General features: G+C 60.4%; 11 protein-coding genes. 10 read left to right on the top strand and 1 reads right to left on the bottom strand.

Annotated elements, in window-relative coordinates; genetic code table 11:
* Nucleotides 1-23: 23 nt before the first annotated feature.
* The 8 genes from HBO23_RS26980 (at nucleotide 24) to HBO23_RS26945 (ending at nucleotide 13,220) form a co-directional block, all read left to right on the top strand.
* The gene (locus HBO23_RS26980) at nucleotides 24-2,822 is read left to right on the top strand and encodes an ATP-binding protein (protein ID WP_170040468.1); all 2,799 of its coding nucleotides are present in this window, start codon (nucleotides 24-26) and stop codon (nucleotides 2,820-2,822) included.
* A complete protein-coding gene (locus tag HBO23_RS26975; RefSeq protein WP_017139586.1) occupies nucleotides 2,809-4,002 on the top strand; it encodes an EAL domain-containing protein in 1,194 nt (397 codons plus the stop codon). Before HBO23_RS26980 ends, HBO23_RS26975 begins: the two co-directional genes overlap by 14 nt.
* Before the next feature lie 82 nt (nucleotides 4,003-4,084).
* Nucleotides 4,085-7,258, top strand: coding sequence for a hybrid sensor histidine kinase/response regulator (locus HBO23_RS26970; RefSeq protein WP_017139587.1), 3,174 nt, complete (start codon nucleotides 4,085-4,087; stop codon nucleotides 7,256-7,258).
* Nucleotides 7,259-7,281: 23 nt separating this feature from the next.
* A complete protein-coding gene (locus HBO23_RS26965; RefSeq protein ID WP_099549954.1) occupies nucleotides 7,282-7,929 on the top strand; it encodes a response regulator in 648 nt (215 codons plus the stop codon).
* Nucleotides 7,930-8,123: 194 nt separating this feature from the next.
* Nucleotides 8,124-8,726, top strand: a complete 603-nt coding sequence (locus HBO23_RS26960) for a fimbrial protein (protein ID WP_017139590.1) — start codon at nucleotides 8,124-8,126, stop codon at nucleotides 8,724-8,726.
* Nucleotides 8,727-8,801: 75 nt separating this feature from the next.
* Entirely contained in the window at nucleotides 8,802-9,542 is a 741-nt protein-coding gene (locus HBO23_RS26955) for a molecular chaperone (RefSeq protein ID WP_170040402.1), read from the top strand.
* 85 nt (nucleotides 9,543-9,627) lie between these two features.
* A complete protein-coding gene (locus HBO23_RS26950) occupies nucleotides 9,628-12,138 on the top strand; it encodes a fimbria/pilus outer membrane usher protein (RefSeq protein WP_170040400.1) in 2,511 nt (836 codons plus the stop codon).
* Between the two features lie 245 nt (nucleotides 12,139-12,383).
* Complete coding sequence (locus tag HBO23_RS26945) at nucleotides 12,384-13,220, top strand: HAD family acid phosphatase (RefSeq protein WP_170040398.1); 837 nt, start codon at nucleotides 12,384-12,386, stop codon at nucleotides 13,218-13,220.
* Nucleotides 13,221-13,235: 15 nt separating this feature from the next.
* On the opposite strand, the gene HBO23_RS26940 is transcribed toward HBO23_RS26945, so the two are convergent.
* On the bottom strand, nucleotides 13,236-13,724 hold the full coding sequence (locus HBO23_RS26940; RefSeq protein ID WP_170040396.1) for a type VI secretion system tube protein Hcp: 489 nt from the start codon (nucleotides 13,722-13,724) through the stop codon (nucleotides 13,236-13,238).
* A gap of 185 nt (nucleotides 13,725-13,909) precedes the next feature.
* On the opposite strand from HBO23_RS26940, the gene HBO23_RS26935 reads away from it, so the two are divergent.
* The gene (locus tag HBO23_RS26935) at nucleotides 13,910-14,824 is read left to right on the top strand and encodes an NAD synthetase (RefSeq protein WP_170040394.1); all 915 of its coding nucleotides are present in this window, start codon (nucleotides 13,910-13,912) and stop codon (nucleotides 14,822-14,824) included.
* Entirely contained in the window at nucleotides 14,821-15,387 is a 567-nt protein-coding gene (locus tag HBO23_RS26930; RefSeq protein WP_017138715.1) for a hypothetical protein, read from the top strand. The genes HBO23_RS26935 and HBO23_RS26930 overlap by 4 nt, the downstream gene beginning before the upstream one ends.
* Nucleotides 15,388-15,400: the final 13 nt, after the last annotated feature.

Raw genomic sequence — 15,400 nt, 5'->3', positions numbered from 1 at the left:
TGATATGCCACTACTCTGCGCCGATGCGATTGAAAAGTTACCTGCTCCAGATCAACCCCGTCCTCTCCCGACCCGAAGCAGCCAGAAGGCTGCTTCGTATTTTTGCGAGCGTGCTGCTCGTGGGCATCCTGAGCGGGGTCTATACCTTTCTGCTGTCGACCTTCAACAACGACATCTCCCAGCGCCGCGGCTACATGAGCAGCGCCATCGCCGAAGCCCATACTTTTTTCACCAACCGCGAGGCGCTACTGCAAAGCCTGAGCCTGTCGGCGGTGCGCAAACAGTCCAGGCTCTACCCCTCCTCCGAGGAAGAACAACACCTGGAACTGGGCAACACACCCGGCAACCAGTGGAGCATCTGGCTGACCGCACGCATGCGCGACTACCTCAAGGCCAAGCAGCTCAACCTGCTGTATGTGAACGCCGGCCCCAGCCCACAGGTGACGCGGCTGTACGACGCTACCGCGCAGGTACTGCCGATTTCCAAGTGCATGCTCAACCGCCTCAAGGCCCTGCAGCACAGCGACCCGGCCACACTCAACGAGTTGTGGCTGAGCGACAACACCGAAGGCCATTCGCACCTCTACATTTTCATCCGCCTCGACGAGCGCGACCCTGAGTCCGGCTGGCTCGGCCTTGAGATGGAAAGTCGTGAAGTGTCTTCAACCCTCAGCGACCAGAGTGCCGGTGAGTTCATGATGCTCAATTCCCAGGGCATGCTGGTGTTTACCAACAGCACCGACACCCAGCTCAAACAGCAACACCTGCGGCCCGGCGAGGAAAGCTTTTTTGGCTTTGTCGGCAACGGTTTGCTGCCCGACCACCTGGTGATTCGCAAGCACTTGAAGTCTTCGGAATGGCAGTTGATGTATTCCATCGACCTGCGCGCGGTGGTCACCGGCCTGTGGAAACAGCTGCTCGGCTCGTTGTTGTTCTGCCTGTTCAGCCTCACGCTGATCTGGCTGGTGATGCGCCGCGTCGACCAGCGTTTCATTATTCCGTCGATCCATCGCATCCAGGCGTTGATCGAAAGCGAAGCCTTTGGCCGCGATGTGATCCAGATCGCGCCCGTGGCCCTTTGCGTGCTGCGCCGCACCGACGGCCAGGTGGTGCTGGAAAACACCCTGGCCCAGCAATGGTTGGGCAACGGCCCGGAGCGCGAGGCACTGCGGGCCGGCTGGATCGAGCAAGCCTTCGCCCAAGGCCCATGCGAACGCAGTGATTACTTTGAAACCATCGACGGCCGCCACCTGTACCTGAGCAGTGCCCCCACCCGCTATAAAGGCGAGGACGTGCTGTTTTGCGCGTTCAGCGATATCAGTGCGCGCAAGCAAGTCGAAGCAGCGCTGGAAGAAGCACGCCACTCGGCGGACGCTGCCAACGCCGCCAAGACCCTGTTCCTGGCGACCATGAGCCATGAAATCCGCACGCCGCTGTACGGCGTGCTCGGCACCCTCGAACTGCTGGCGCGCACACAACTGGATGCGCAGCAAAGGGACTACTTGCATGCCATCGAAGGCTCGTCGTCGACCTTGTTGCAATTGATCTGCGATGTGCTCGATGTGTCGAAGATCGAAGCCGGGCAACTGGCGTTGGAAATGAGCGAGTTTTCACCGCTGGAGCTGGTGCATGAAATCATTCAGGGCTATGCCGCAGCCGCTCAAGGCAAAGGCTTGCAGCTGTATGCCTGCTTCGACCCGAAGCTGCCCGAACGGCTGATCGGCGACGTGACGCGCATTCGCCAGATTCTGAATAACCTGCTCAATAATGCGGTGAAGTTCACCGACTACGGCCGCGTGGTATTGCGGGTAAAGGTACTTGGCCGTGACGGTGAACGCTCCAGCCTGTTGTGGCAGGTCTCGGACACCGGCAAAGGCATCGCCCAGGAAGACCAGGCGATGATTTTCGAGCCGTTCTACCAGAGTGAAGGCAACACCAATGTGGTCGCCGGCACCGGCCTGGGCCTGCCGATCTGTCAACGCCTGACCGAATTGATGAACGGCAACATCCGCATGGTCAGCGAGCTGGGCCTGGGCAGCAGTTTCAGCCTGATCCTGCCGCTGGAAGAAGCGCCGACCACGCCGATGACCGCGCTGTTGGCCGAGACCATCTATGTAGCGTCGCCCATCCCGGAACTGGCCAACTCCGTCAGCGGCTGGCTGCGCCGCTGGGGTGCCAGGGCCCAGGCCGGCCTGCCGACGTTGCCGGACACGCATCTGCTGCTGCAAGTGCACCCCGGCAGCGTCGACCCATTGCTGGCGCCCGAATGGCCGGGGCCGGTGATTCACGTGAGCAGTAATGCCTGCACCGCCGTGGAAGCCGAGGCCGGCGCCTGGCACGTCAACCTCAACCACCTGGGTGCGATTCATCAGGCCGTGAGCCAGGCGCAAGGGCTGTGGGTGGCCCGTGCCGATGAGCAAACACGCCAGCGCGACCTGAACAAACTCAACCTGCACTTGCTGGTAGCCGAGGACAACATCATCAACCAGCTGATTTTGCGTGACCAACTCGAAGAACTCGGCTGCACCGTGGAGCTGGCGGCCGATGGTCAGGAAGCGTTGCAGCTGTACACCGCCGGTAGCTTCGACGTGGTGTTGACGGACGTGAACATGCCCCACATCAACGGCTATGAACTGGCACGCGAACTGCGCCGCCAAGGCTGCCCGTTGCCGATTATCGGGGCCACCGCCAACGCCATGCGCGGCGAGGCCGACCTGTGCCTGGCCGCCGGCATGAACCATTGCCTGGTCAAACCCTTTGCGTTGCGGGCTCTATTCAACTCCCTGGCGCCTTATGCACGGATCACCCATGAAGCCCCTTAGTATTTTGATTGTTGAGGACCATCCCCTGCAGCACATCTACCTGCAGCACTTGCTCAGTGAGTTGGGGGATTTCAGGCTGGAAACCGCCGAGGACGGCAAAGAAGCGCTGGAGCGTTTACGCCAGCGCGATTTCGACCTGGTACTGACCGACCTGCTGATGCCCGGCATGGACGGCGTGCAATTTATCCAGTGCCTGGCCAACTTGCGCAGCAAGCCGGCCCTGGCGATCATGAGCGCCGCCTCGCGGCGCATGCTGATGGCAGCCAGCCTGGTGGCGAAAAACCTCGATGTGGAAGTGATCGGGCTGATCTCCAAGCCCGTTAACGCCGAGGCCTTACGCAATCTGGTCGATCAGTTGAGGAACACGGTGCGCAAGCCCTCCCCCGAACTGCCCGAGCACATGGACATCGACCGCCATACGCTGGTGCAGGCCATGAGCAGCGGCCAGTTGCAGGCCTGGTTCCAACCAAAAAAATCCCTCGCCAACGGGCGCATCGTCGCCGCCGAAGCCCTGGTGCGCTGGATGCACCCCGAGCAAGGCGTGATGCTGCCGGCCGCGTTCCTGCCGGCGATCAAGGCCTTCGAGCTGGAAGAACGGCTGTTGTGGCTGGTACTCAAACAGGCGATTCACGCCCAGGAGCAGTGGCGCCAACGCGGCTATGAAATCCCGGTGGCGATCAACCTGCCCACCCATCTGCTCAACAGCCATGACCTGGCGGACCGCCTGCTGGAGTTTGTGCTGCACCACGACGGCATTCCCGGAATGATCTGCTTCGAGTTGATGGAATGCTCGGTGCCACAGGACATCAGCAACTTCTACGCCGGGGCCTGCCGCTTGCGCATCAAAGGCTTCGGCTTGTCCCAGGATGATTTTGGCAAGGGCTACAGCTCATACCTCAACCTCGTCTCAACGCCGTTTACCGAACTGAAGATCGACCAGGCATTGGTGCAGGGCAGCCATGACAACGAAGGCATCGCCCAGGCGCTGGCGAGCATCATCGCGCTGGGCCGCAAGCTCGGCCTGACAGTGGTCGCCGAAGGTGTGGAAACGCCAGCGCAATTGGCGCTGCTGCGCAAAATCGACTGCAATCAGGTGCAGGGTTTCCTGATCTCCCACGCGGTGTCTTCGGACCAATTTCAGCAACTACTGAACAATGATGGCCCCGCGACATCTCACTAGCTGGAGGCCCCGGATTATTTGCCCTTTATAAAGCGCAAGCTCCATCCAGTGCCGATTTGTCCTGCGCCTGCGGAAACCCCTGATGAAGCACAACAACGCGATACTCGAAGCCTTTACCCGCAGCTCCGTACGCTTGAACAAAGGCCTGATGGTGCTGATTGGAATCGCGTTGCTGCTGCTCCTCACCAACTACTGGTCATTGCAACGCGGGATCGAAACCCGTTATGGCGCAACGCGCTTTCATTTTGCCCGGCTAATGGAAAACCTCAGCGAGCAGCAAACCTATCTCAAGAGCTTGACGCACCCAGGCATCCAGGCCGAATTGCTGCGGGCAACCAGCGTGCAGGTCAGCCTCAAGAGCCGAATGGTCGAGAACCGCCGCACGTTATATGAAGGCCAGAAGTACTCGTTTTCGGTACCGTTCGACGTCAAGTTCGATGAGCAGCAGGTCGGCGTAGCTGCCCGGCCACCGATTTTTGCCCTGGGCGCACACCTGACCAGCTACTACAGCGCCTTCTGGTCTTCGTCACCGTACGAGGCACCGCAAACTTTTCTGTTCAATCGCCAGACCCACTACACCATCACCATTCCCTCCGTGGGCTATCAGCGTCGCGAAAGCACTGAAGAGACCGGCAACCAGGTGGCGCTGGTCAATGCTGTGCAGCAAAGCCTTGCGCAGACGCCACAGGTACTGGAGCAGGATTGGGTGTACTGGAAAGCAGGGCCGGAGCCCGAGCACTTGCTGGCCTACATTGGCCTGTCACTCGACGGCCAGGGCCAGACGGTGATCGGCACCCTGCTCGACCTGTCGCAGGTCGACGATGTGCAGCGCGCGCTGGATCACTCCGCGTTTGATCGCTTCACCTTGTTTGCGCCCGACGGCACCCGTTTGGTAGGGCCAGCCACCGAGCCGTCGCTCAGCAATGGCGTGCACTTCACGGCACATGGCTTTGAATTCAAGATTACCCAGGCTGGCGACCGGCCCTGGAGCGCAGTCTATGGCCTGAACTACTCGCACTTCTTCCACTCGGCCTTATGGCCATTGAGCACCCTGGCGCTGCTGCTGGTCAGCCTGATAACCCTGGGCTGGGCCGGCAGCCGCTGGTACCGGCGCCAGGTGATCAGTCCGGCGCGCCTGGCCCACGAACGCATCGCCGAAAGCGTGGCGTTCAGCCGCGTGATCATCGACACCGCGCCCACCGGCTTGTGCGTGGTGCGGCGCAGCGACGGCAAGGTGCTGATCGAAAACCAGCGCGCCCAGCAGTGGCCGGGCACCGCACGTCTGGTGGCGGCCATGGCCGGTCAACACGACGGCGTCGAGAACGGCGAAAGCCACTTGGAGATCGAAGGCCGGCACCTGCAAATCGGCTTCGTGTCGACCCGTTATCAGGCCGAGGACGTGCGCCTGTATGCCTTCAACGACATCACCCGGCACATCGAAGACGCCCAGGCGCTGGAAGAGGCACGTCACGCCGCCGATACCGCCAACGAGGCCAAGACGTTGTTCCTGGCGACCATGAGCCATGAGATCCGCACCCCGTTGTATGGCGTGCTTGGCACCCTGGAATTGCTCGGCCTGACCGATCTGGATCCGCATCAGAAGACTTACCTGCACACCATTCAACGTTCGTCCGCCACGCTGTTCCAGCTGATCAGCGATGTGCTGGATGTGTCGAAGATCGAGTCCGGGCAAATGGCAATAGAAGCCGTGGACTTCTGCCCGCTGGACATGCTCGAAGACACCTTGCATACCTACGCCGCTTTCGCCCAGCGCAAGGGTCTGCAACTCTACAGTTGCATTGACCCGCAGTTACCGGACTGCCTGATGGGCGACCCGATGCGCATTCGCCAGATCCTCAATAACCTGGTGAGCAATGCGATCAAGTTCACCGACATCGGGCGCGTGGTGATTCGTGCCCGGGTGATGGCGCTGGACGCCGAGCATGTCGACCTGGAATGGCAAGTCACCGACTCCGGCGTCGGCATTCCCGAAGCGCAGCAGGCCAAGCTGTTCGACCTGTTTTACCAGGCGCCGGACACCGCCAGCGAAGGCGGCGCCGGGCTGGGACTGCCCATTTGCCGCTGGCTGGCGCAGATGATGGACGGTGAGATCCGGGTGGTCAGCGAGCCGGGGCTGGGCAGCAGCTTTACCCTGAAAATGCGCCTGCCGCTGTGCTGCGGCACGCTGACCAACCTGCCGCTGATCGAACCCAGCCCGACGCCGGTGTACGTGCAGGCGCCGGTGCGCGAACTGGCGCAGTCGATGAGTGACTGGCTCAATCGGCTAGGCATCGCAGCGGCCTTGGCGGCGACCACCCAGGAAAAAGACAGCCGCCACGCGGTGCTGGTGGACCTGCTGCCCAGCGAGCCCGCCAAGCCATGGGGCGGCCAACGCGTGCTGTGCCTGCCGGGCGCACACAGCCCGCCGCTGCACACGGCGCAAGGTTGGGTGGTCGACCTGCACGATGTGCGCAGCATCGCCAGCACCGTGTCCCTGGCGCAGCACGGCAAGCATGAGCAACCCGCAGCGGCCCGGCCACAAAGCATCGGGCAGTTGGGCTTGCGCATCCTGGTGGCCGAGGACAACCCGGTCAACCAGGCGATCATCAAGGAACAGCTCGAAGCGCTCGGCTGTTCGGTGAGCCTGGCCGCCAATGGCGAGCAGGCGCTGCAACAGTGGCAACCCCAGGCATTTGACCTGGTGCTGACCGACGTGAATATGCCGTTGATGAATGGCTATGAACTGGCCAGGACCTTGCGTGAGCATGACCCGCACCTGCCGATTATCGGCGTGACCGCCAACGCCATGCGCGAGGAAGGCGTGCGCTGCCTGGCGGTGGGCATGAACGCCTGGATCGTCAAGCCGTTAAGCCTGCAAACCCTGCGCGGGCAGTTGATCAAGCTGTGCAAGGTCAAGCCGGCGCCGGAGCCTGCCACTGCGTCCTGCGACGACAGCGTGCAGCTGTCGGACAAGATGCGCCCGCTGTTCATCAGCAGCGTGCAGCAGGACTTGCAGCGTATCGATACCGCCCTGACGCAACGTGATGCCCACGGCCTGGGCCAATTGCTGCATTCGGTCGCCGGCGCCCTGGGCGCAGTCCAGGCGCTGAACCTGGCCCAAGCGTGCATCGAACTGGAAAGCGCACTTAACCGCGGCAGCCTCGACACGGCACTTGAACTCAAGGTGAAGGCGGTGATGCAGCGTCTGTCGGCCGTTCTGGAAACTCTCCAGCCCGGGCACTCTTCACTCACTTGAACTGGCACTACGGACGGCCCTTTATGAAAAAATTCAACGTGGTAATCGCGGACGATCACCCGATCGTATTGCTGGGTGTTCGCGAGTTGGTAGAGCGCGACACACGCTTCCAGGTGGTCGGCGAGGCCGTGTGCTCGGCCGGCCTGATCGCGCTGTTGCAGCACCAGGGCGCCGACATAGTGATCACCGACTACAACATGCCGGGCGACTCGCCCTACGGCGACGGCCTCAAATTGGTGGAGTACCTCAAGCGGCATTTTCCGCAGGTGCAGATCCTGATCCTGACGATGATTTCCAATCACTTGATCCTCACCCGCCTGCAAGAGCTGGGTGTGGTCGGCATCATCCAGAAAAGCCAGTTGCACACCGAGATTCAATTGGCACTCAAGGCGATCGCCCAGCAGAGCGCCTATCGCAGCCTGGAACCGCCAAAAACCTCGGTGATCGAGACCCTTACGGCTATTGACGAGCGCTTTACCAGTTTGTCGCCCAAAGAGTTCGAGATCCTGCGCTTATTTATTTCCGGCATGAGCGTCAGTGATATTGCGCGCAGCCAGAACCGCAGTTCAAAGACCATCAGCGCGCAAAAGATCTCGGCCATGCGCAAACTTGAAGTGAGCAGTGACCAGGACCTGCTCGCTTATTGCCTGGCACGTAACATTTTCAACTAACCGACAACTAGCAAGCCATTTAAAACAATGGCTTCGCCCTTTATTTTCTGAGTATTCACACGCCCTTTCACCGCTCTAAACCGTCCGTTTCCTGACTTATAAGAATCGTCTTATTCGCTCGCTTGCCCTCGCCGCTTATTCTCCTCTCGCAGTTCAACAACAGCATTTTCCAACTAACACTAACGGACATCATCATGAAGAAGTTTTCCCTGGCTGTTATCGCCTCGGCCATTATCGCCGCTTCCGGCAGTGCATTTGCCGTCGACCCGGCACCGACGCCGACCCTGGGCGGCAGCGGTAAAATCACCTTCACCGGCGTGATCAACAACGATGCCTGCTCGGTCGACGGCGCCAACTCCGACCGCACCATTTCGGTGGACATGGGCAACGTGTCGATCAAGGACATGGGCACCGCCGAAAACCCAACCGCAGGCCGTGTCACCGCCAAAGACTTCAACCTGAACGTCAACTGCAACCAGGGCACCAAAGTCGCGATGATCTTTGACGCCAACAACGGCGGTTCGGGCCTGGTCACCGGCAAAAAAGTCCTGGCCCTGAACCCGGGTTCGGCCACTGCACAGAACGTCGGTATCGCCCTGCTCGACAGCAAAGGCAGCCTGATCGACCTCAGCTCTTCCAGCACCGCGCGCATCGAAAGCACCATGCACGGCGCCGGCACTACTGGCGGCGACGCAACCCTGAGCTTCGCGGCCGCCTACGTCACCACCGCAGCCGCCGGTTCGTCCACCGCCGGTCGCGGTGATGCCACCCTGCCGTTCATCCTGCAATACGAATAACTCGGCGCCCCCGGCACCGAACGCGCGAGGCCCTGCGGCCTCGCCATTGTCTTTTGATTACACCGGATAACCCTCATGCCGCCTCGTTCTATCGCCGCATGCTTGGGGCTACTGGGCTTGCTTATGGCTGCCCAGGCCGCCGCCAGCATTTCATTAAATGCCACCCGCATCGTGTTTGATGGCGACCACAAGGAAGCCAATATCACCGTGCGCAACGGCAACCAGGATGTGTTGATTCAATCCTGGGTCGACATGAACGACGCCAGCGCCAGCCGCGCGCCGTTTGCCGTCACCCCGCCATTGGCGCGGGTATTCGCCAAGGAACAACAATTGCTGCGCATTCTGTACGAAGGCAAAGGCATGCCCACGGACCGCGAGTCGGTGGTGTGGCTCAACGTGCAGGAAATCCCCAAGGCCAGCGCCGCCGAGAACACCTTGCAGTTGGCCATCCGCCAGCGCATCAAGATTTTCTACCGCCCTGCCGGCCTTACCGGCAGCGCGCTGCAAGCGCCTGCGCAACTTGAATGGACACTTGCCAAACACGGCGGCCAGACCCTGCTGCAGGTGAAAAACCCGACGCTGTATCACGTGTCCATGGCCGACATCAAAGTACAGTCGGTGCTGGCCAGCGACTCCACCATGATTGCGCCTGACGAGCAAAAACAGTTCCCGATCGCAGCAGCCATCGCCAACGGCCCGGTGCAACTGTCGTTTTCCAGCATCAATGACTATGGCGCGCAAAACCACTACAGCGCGCCCCTGTCGAGCGGCGCTGCGCTACCTGCGCACGCGACTGAATCGCGCCTCAAACCCTAAGTAGCTTCTCTAACCCACAGGCTCACTTCGCGTGCGTGTTTGCGTGCCCGGCTGTCCGTCAATCAGGGATGTCATAGGTCTTCGCATGTCTTTTCTTTCCAGCAACAGGCCCGCACGTGGCGTACTGAAGTTGAAGACGCTGTCGCTCGCGATGGCTGCCAGCCTGCCGACCTGGGCGGTGGCCGATGACGCAGCGCAAAGCTTCAACACCACGTTCCTGCAGGGCTCGCAGTCGCCAGTCGATTTGCAGCAACTACTCTCAGCCAACAGCGTGCTGCCGGGCAATTACCGGGTCGACCTGTACAGCAACGAAGTGCTGGTGGGCCGGCGTGATATCGACTTCAAACGCAACCCGAACAACGGCCGGGTCGAAGCCTGCCTGACCCTCGACCTGCTCAAGCAATTGGGCGTCGACATGGGCCGGTTGCAGGCCGAAGGCAAACTCGACCCGCAACAACCGCAAGAGTGTTATGCCCTCGCGGACATGATCGAAGACGCCAGCGTGCGTTACGACAGCAGCCGCCTGCGCCTGTTGGCAAGTATTCCGCAAGTGGCCATGCAGCGCGGCTTGCGCGGGTATGTCGACCCAGAGTTGTGGGACGACGGCGTGCCGGCCGCGTTCATCAACTACCAGCTCAACAGCAGCCGCACCGCCGGCGACTATAAAACCCGCATCGCCAATAACCTCGGGCTGCGCAACGGCATCAACCTGGGCGCCTGGCGCCTGCGCAACGAATCGAACATGAGCAGCGGCACCGACCGCTCGAACACCTTCACCAGTAACCGCACCTACGTGCAGCACGACGTGACCGCGATCAAGGGCCAGTTCAGCGCCGGTGAGATTTTCTCCGACACCGACCTGTTCGACAGTGTGCGCTATCGCGGCCTCAAACTGGCCTCCGACGACGGCATGCGCGCCGACAGCGAGCGCGGCTACGCGCCGGTGATTCGTGGCGTGGCGCAGACCAACGCGACCGTAGAGATCCGCCAGAACGACTACATCCTCTACACCGCCAACGTCGCGCCCGGCCCGTTCGAGATCAACGACATCTACCCCAGCGGCTCCAACGGCGACTTGCAAATCACCGTGATCGAAGCCGACGGCAGCCGGCGGGTGACGATGCAGGCGTTTTCCAGTTTGCCGATCATGGTGCGTGAAGGCCAGGTCAAGTACAGCCTCTCGGCGGGCACGTTCAAGAGCAATGCCGACGGCCTGGGGAGCCCACGCTTTCTCAGCGGCACGCTGGCATATGGCTTGACCAGCAACCTCAGCGGCATCGTCGGCCTGCAAGCCAGCGAGGACTACAGCGCGCTGTCGATCGGCGCTGGCAGGAACACTGCGTTCGGCGCCTTCTCCCTGGATACCACGCACTCGTCCAGCAAAGCGCGCGGGCAAACCCATCAGGGCAGCAGCGTGCGGGCGTTGTACGCGAAGACCTTTGCCGGCACCGACACCAACTTCACCCTGGCCGCCTACCGTTACTCCACCGAAGGCTACCGCACCCTCACCGACCACGTGGAAGACAACAGTGAAGACGTGCGCGTGCGCACCGGCCACTCGAAAACCCGTACCGACCTGACCATCAACCAGAGCCTGGGGCGTAACAGCCAGTTCGGCAGCCTGTACGTCAATGCCAGTGACCAGCGCTACTGGAACCGTGGCGGTTCGCGCAGTTTGTCTGCCGGTTACACCGGTAACTGGGGCGACCTGAGCTACAACCTTGGCGTGACGCGCACCCAGCAAATCGTCACCTATGGCGAGCCCAGCAGCGACACCCAAGTGAACCTGTCCGTCTCATTCCCACTGGGCAGCCAGGCTCGTGCGCCGCGAGCCTTTGTCACTACCAGCCATCAGCGCGGCGACACCACCACGCAAGCGGGTATCAACGGTTACGTCGCCGATACCAGTGACACCTTCTATTCGGTGCAGGCGGGCCATAGCGATACCAGCGGCGACTCCGGCTCGGTGAATATCAACAGCCGCACCTCTATGGCGGATGTGAGCCTGGGTTACAGCCAGGGTCAGGGCTACAACTCGCAGAACCTCAACCTCGCCGGCTCCGTGGTGGCGCACGCAGGTGGCGTCAACCTGGGGCAGACCGTCAGCGAAACCTTCGCCCTGGCTGAAGTGCCGGGTATCTCGGGGGCTAAAATCGGCAGCTACAGCGGCGTCGAGACCGGCTACAACGGCTATGCGGTGATCCCCACGGCGCAACCTTACCGGGTGAACTGGATCAGCCTGGACACCCGCGACCTGGGCGGCGATGTGGAAATCACCAACGCCACCCAGCAACTGGTGCCGCGCCGTGGCGCTATTGTAGTTGCGCGTTACAGCGGCACCACCGGGCGACGGGTGTTGTTCGAGTTGTTTGATGCGCAGCACAAGCCGTTGTCGTTCGGGGCTTCGCTGGAAGACTCGGCGGGTAAGCAACTGGCGATTGCAGATCCGAACGGGAATGCGCTGGCGCTGGTGGAGCAGGATCAGGGCACGCTGATCATCAAGTGGGGCGAGCAGCGCTGCAGTGCAAGCTATGCGCTACCGCCGCAGAACAAGGCGTTGAACTATGAGCGGCAGGCGTTGGTGTGTGGGCCTTGAGGGGTGGTGGCTCGTCTGCTTTTCTGTGGGAGCTGGCTTGCCTGCGATGGCATCAACTCGGTGTGCCTGATACACCGAGTTGATGCCATCGCAGGCAAGCCAGCTCCCACAGTTGACCGAGTATGGCTCTGCTGCTGACGTTGCTCTGGCCCTTACATCAACAAACCAGCTCCCACATTCGGGATTGATGTATAGCCTGATTAGGCTAAGGTGCTGCCCACACGCGTCCACCGCCGAGGCATCCCATGCGCCACCTGATTTTCGCCAGTGTCTGCCTGCTGACCACCGCCCTGACCGGCTGCCAGCAGACCCCGCCGGCCAACGACCAACTCGACGCCGTGCTCTGGACCCAGACCTCCATCGAACACGAGCTGATCTACCGCCAGCTGTTCGCCAACGCCACCCGCCAACTCGACGTGGCCCTGGCCGACCCGACCTGGGATGCCCTGCCCTTTCCACCCCGCAACCTGAACGGCTTGCCTCCAGCGGTGGTGGTTGATATCGACGAAACCCTGCTGGACAACGTGCCGCTGAACGCGCGCGATATCATCAATAATCAAATCTATTCCTACGATCGCTGGAACACCTGGGTCGACCAGGCCAAGGCCCAGGCATTGCCGGGCGCAGTGGCTTTCCTGCACGCCGCCGAGCAAAAAGGCATCAAGGTTTACTACCTCACCAACCGCGAACACAGCCAGGTCGCGGCCACCGTCGCCAACCTGCGCCTGCGCGGGTTTCCGGTGGCCAGCGACACGCAGGTCCTGGCCGCCAGCACGCCCATCGGCCATTGCGAAAGCGCCGGCTACGGCAAGACATGTCGCCGTCAGTGGGTCGCCAGCCATGCCCGCGTATTGCTGATGGCCGGGGACTCGCTGGGTGATTTCGTGCAGGCCGAACACAACACCCTTGCCGCCCAACGCAAAGCGGTGGAACCCTATGTGAGCTGGCTGGGGCAACGCTGGTTCCTGCTGCCGAACCCGAGTTACGGCAACTGGTACAGCGCGCCGTATGGGGATGATGAGAAGTTGCCGTTTGAACAAAAACGCAGGCTCAAACAGCAGGCATTGCAGTTGGAACAATAAGAGGCTGGCTGGTGCTCAGGCTTTGATGTTCTGCCGAATGTTCCAGCCAAACTTCACTGGCCCGCCGTCCTTGGTACCGTCGACCTTCTGCGGCTGGTAGCTGACGTCGACGCTGGCGAAATTGAGAGCGACGCTGTCATGCACGACGTCGGTGTTGCTTTCAGCATTCGTGCTGTAGGACACCACCATGACTTCCTTCAGGGTAATCACCAGATACTCCACCGGGCTCGCACCGCCGGCCTTGCGTACCACCAACCTGGCCTCGGGGTAATGCTTGCCGCTGGCGCAGGCCATCATCAGGTTGGGGCTGGACTTATCCAGTGGTTTTGTCAGGTTCAGGTTGGCGATATTGACCTTGCCCGCACCGCCGCCCGTACCGCTGTGCATCGAACCCGACTGCGACATGCCCCACGCCCATTGGGTGATGTCGATCTCGTCGCGATGGGCCTGGTCCCTTGATTCACCCTTGATATCACCCAGCTTCAAAAACATATCGACTGCCATGTTTGCTCCCTGCCTTGGTATACGTCGGTAGTGACGTGGGGCGCACTTTTCCTCAGCCACCGCGGTGCACGCAAGACGCTAACGCCGGTTAGAGACGCACCCGACGTTAAATGGCGAACCTTCCGACATTCAGCGGCACCGCCTCATCTTTACGCTCTCGACTCCCGCAATAACAGGAGTTAAGGATGACGGCTTCCCTGCTCAAAGATGGATTCCCTTCGGCCCACCGCACCACGCGTCAGCGGATTGAAAGCAGTATTGATCTGCGCAAGTTGTTCTTCACCATCGATAGCGACCCGGCGCTGATTGGCGCGGGGGTGGTGTATATCGATGACATGTTTAACGTGGTGGTACTGCGTGAGTTTCAGGCGATTTGCAGTGTGCGACCGATCAAGGTCGTGCTGCGTGAGGCGCCCAAGTATGTGGGGCCGGTGGAGTTCAAGCGGATGTTGGAGCATGAGCCGCGCGAGTCGGAATGGGTGGCTGAAGCGCTTGGCACGGCGGTGACCTGTACGGGGGCGATTCTGAGTTGGGTAGTCATTACCAGTGGCGTGATGTTGATGCCCTTTACGGCGGGGACGAGCGCGGTAATTACGTTTATCGGCAAGGCTGCTCTGGCTGCCAGTATGACCCAATGCGCCATCGGGTTAGGTCGAACCAGTGTAGAAGCGTTTGCGCCCCAATACCTTGATCTTCTGGATAACGAAACCTGGTATCAGGCCGTTGTTACGACGCTGGATGCCATTGCATTACTTGGCGTCGCCACTTCTGCCTTGACCACAATCAAAACAATAAACACAGCAACAAGAGTCACTGGCAAACCTCTCAAACAAGTACTCAAAGGTCTGAACCGGCAAGAACGAGCGAGACTGAATGATGAATTGCTCAGGCTTCGTGATCCTCGATTAACCCTAAAAATCCTCAAGGTGAAACAAGCCACCGGCGTATTACCAAAACGAATCAGTGCCACAGAAATGCAACTTGCTACCGCCAATCACATAAAAGACACCTTGGCTGCAACCCTGGGTTTCGCGAGCAGCTCGATGCCAGGAAATATCAAGACGTGGGCTATTGGTATCTACGAGGAAGTCAGCCAGTGAGCAAGCATGTACCAAAAAAAGGTCTTAGCGGATCCGAAAAGGATGAAATATATGAAGATCGCAAAGCCCTGACCTCTGAGGATCGCGCTTACGCATACTTCTATTTTGAGAACCCACAAACGTTCAGGAGACGCTACGCGCTAGTGATTGGCGCCGATCTAATTACCGGCTGCTCCACGATTGCAATGACTGCCGTCTTACTGTTGCTGACCTTTCTCTCCAGACTTCCGGAAGACCTTGCAATTAAGATCTGTTTTCTCGGCAGCATCGCAGCAGGCCTTGTCCTGTTTTTTTCCAAGGCTCAGGTCAACTATGGGCATATCCGCGCGGTATGGATCAGTGTCGGTATTTACTTAATTTGCTTGCTGATATCCCTACCCGCAATTGCGTACCGCCCGCCGCTTTTTCTCTACGCTATGTCATTGCTTAGCCCACTGACCGGCCTGCTGATCCTCAACAGCAACCGCTGCCGCGAACTGCGCCACAAGATGGTCGAAATCCGCCTCAAGCGCGAAGACATCATCGCCACCCTGAAAAAACAGGGCCGCTGGAAATGGTGGTGAGCGCCCTGCCACC

Origin of the sequence: Pseudomonas sp. WS 5532 (assembly GCF_012985445.1) — a bacterium.
Taxonomy (GTDB): Bacteria; Pseudomonadota; Gammaproteobacteria; order Pseudomonadales; family Pseudomonadaceae; genus Aquipseudomonas; species Aquipseudomonas edaphica.
The sequence above is the reverse complement of the archived record's forward strand: the minus strand, read 5'-3'. Positions and strand labels throughout refer to the sequence as shown.

Excerpts from the sequence above, each read along its gene's own strand:
- HBO23_RS26945 (WP_170040398.1), top strand. The coding sequence starts at position 12,384 with ATGCGCCACCTGATTTTCGCCAGTGTCTGCCTGCTGACCACCGCCCTG.
- HBO23_RS26975 (WP_017139586.1), top strand. The coding sequence starts at position 2,809 with ATGAAGCCCCTTAGTATTTTGATTGTTGAGGACCATCCCCTGCAGCAC.
- HBO23_RS26955 (WP_170040402.1), top strand. The coding sequence starts at position 8,802 with ATGCCGCCTCGTTCTATCGCCGCATGCTTGGGGCTACTGGGCTTGCTT.
- HBO23_RS26965 (WP_099549954.1), top strand. The coding sequence starts at position 7,282 with ATGAAAAAATTCAACGTGGTAATCGCGGACGATCACCCGATCGTATTG.
- HBO23_RS26980 (WP_170040468.1), top strand. The coding sequence starts at position 24 with ATGCGATTGAAAAGTTACCTGCTCCAGATCAACCCCGTCCTCTCCCGA.
- HBO23_RS26970 (WP_017139587.1), top strand. The coding sequence starts at position 4,085 with ATGAAGCACAACAACGCGATACTCGAAGCCTTTACCCGCAGCTCCGTA.
- HBO23_RS26950 (WP_170040400.1), top strand. The coding sequence starts at position 9,628 with ATGTCTTTTCTTTCCAGCAACAGGCCCGCACGTGGCGTACTGAAGTTG.
- HBO23_RS26935 (WP_170040394.1), top strand. The coding sequence starts at position 13,910 with ATGACGGCTTCCCTGCTCAAAGATGGATTCCCTTCGGCCCACCGCACC.
- HBO23_RS26960 (WP_017139590.1), top strand. The coding sequence starts at position 8,124 with ATGAAGAAGTTTTCCCTGGCTGTTATCGCCTCGGCCATTATCGCCGCT.
- HBO23_RS26940 (WP_170040396.1), bottom strand. The coding sequence starts at position 13,724 with ATGGCAGTCGATATGTTTTTGAAGCTGGGTGATATCAAGGGTGAATCA.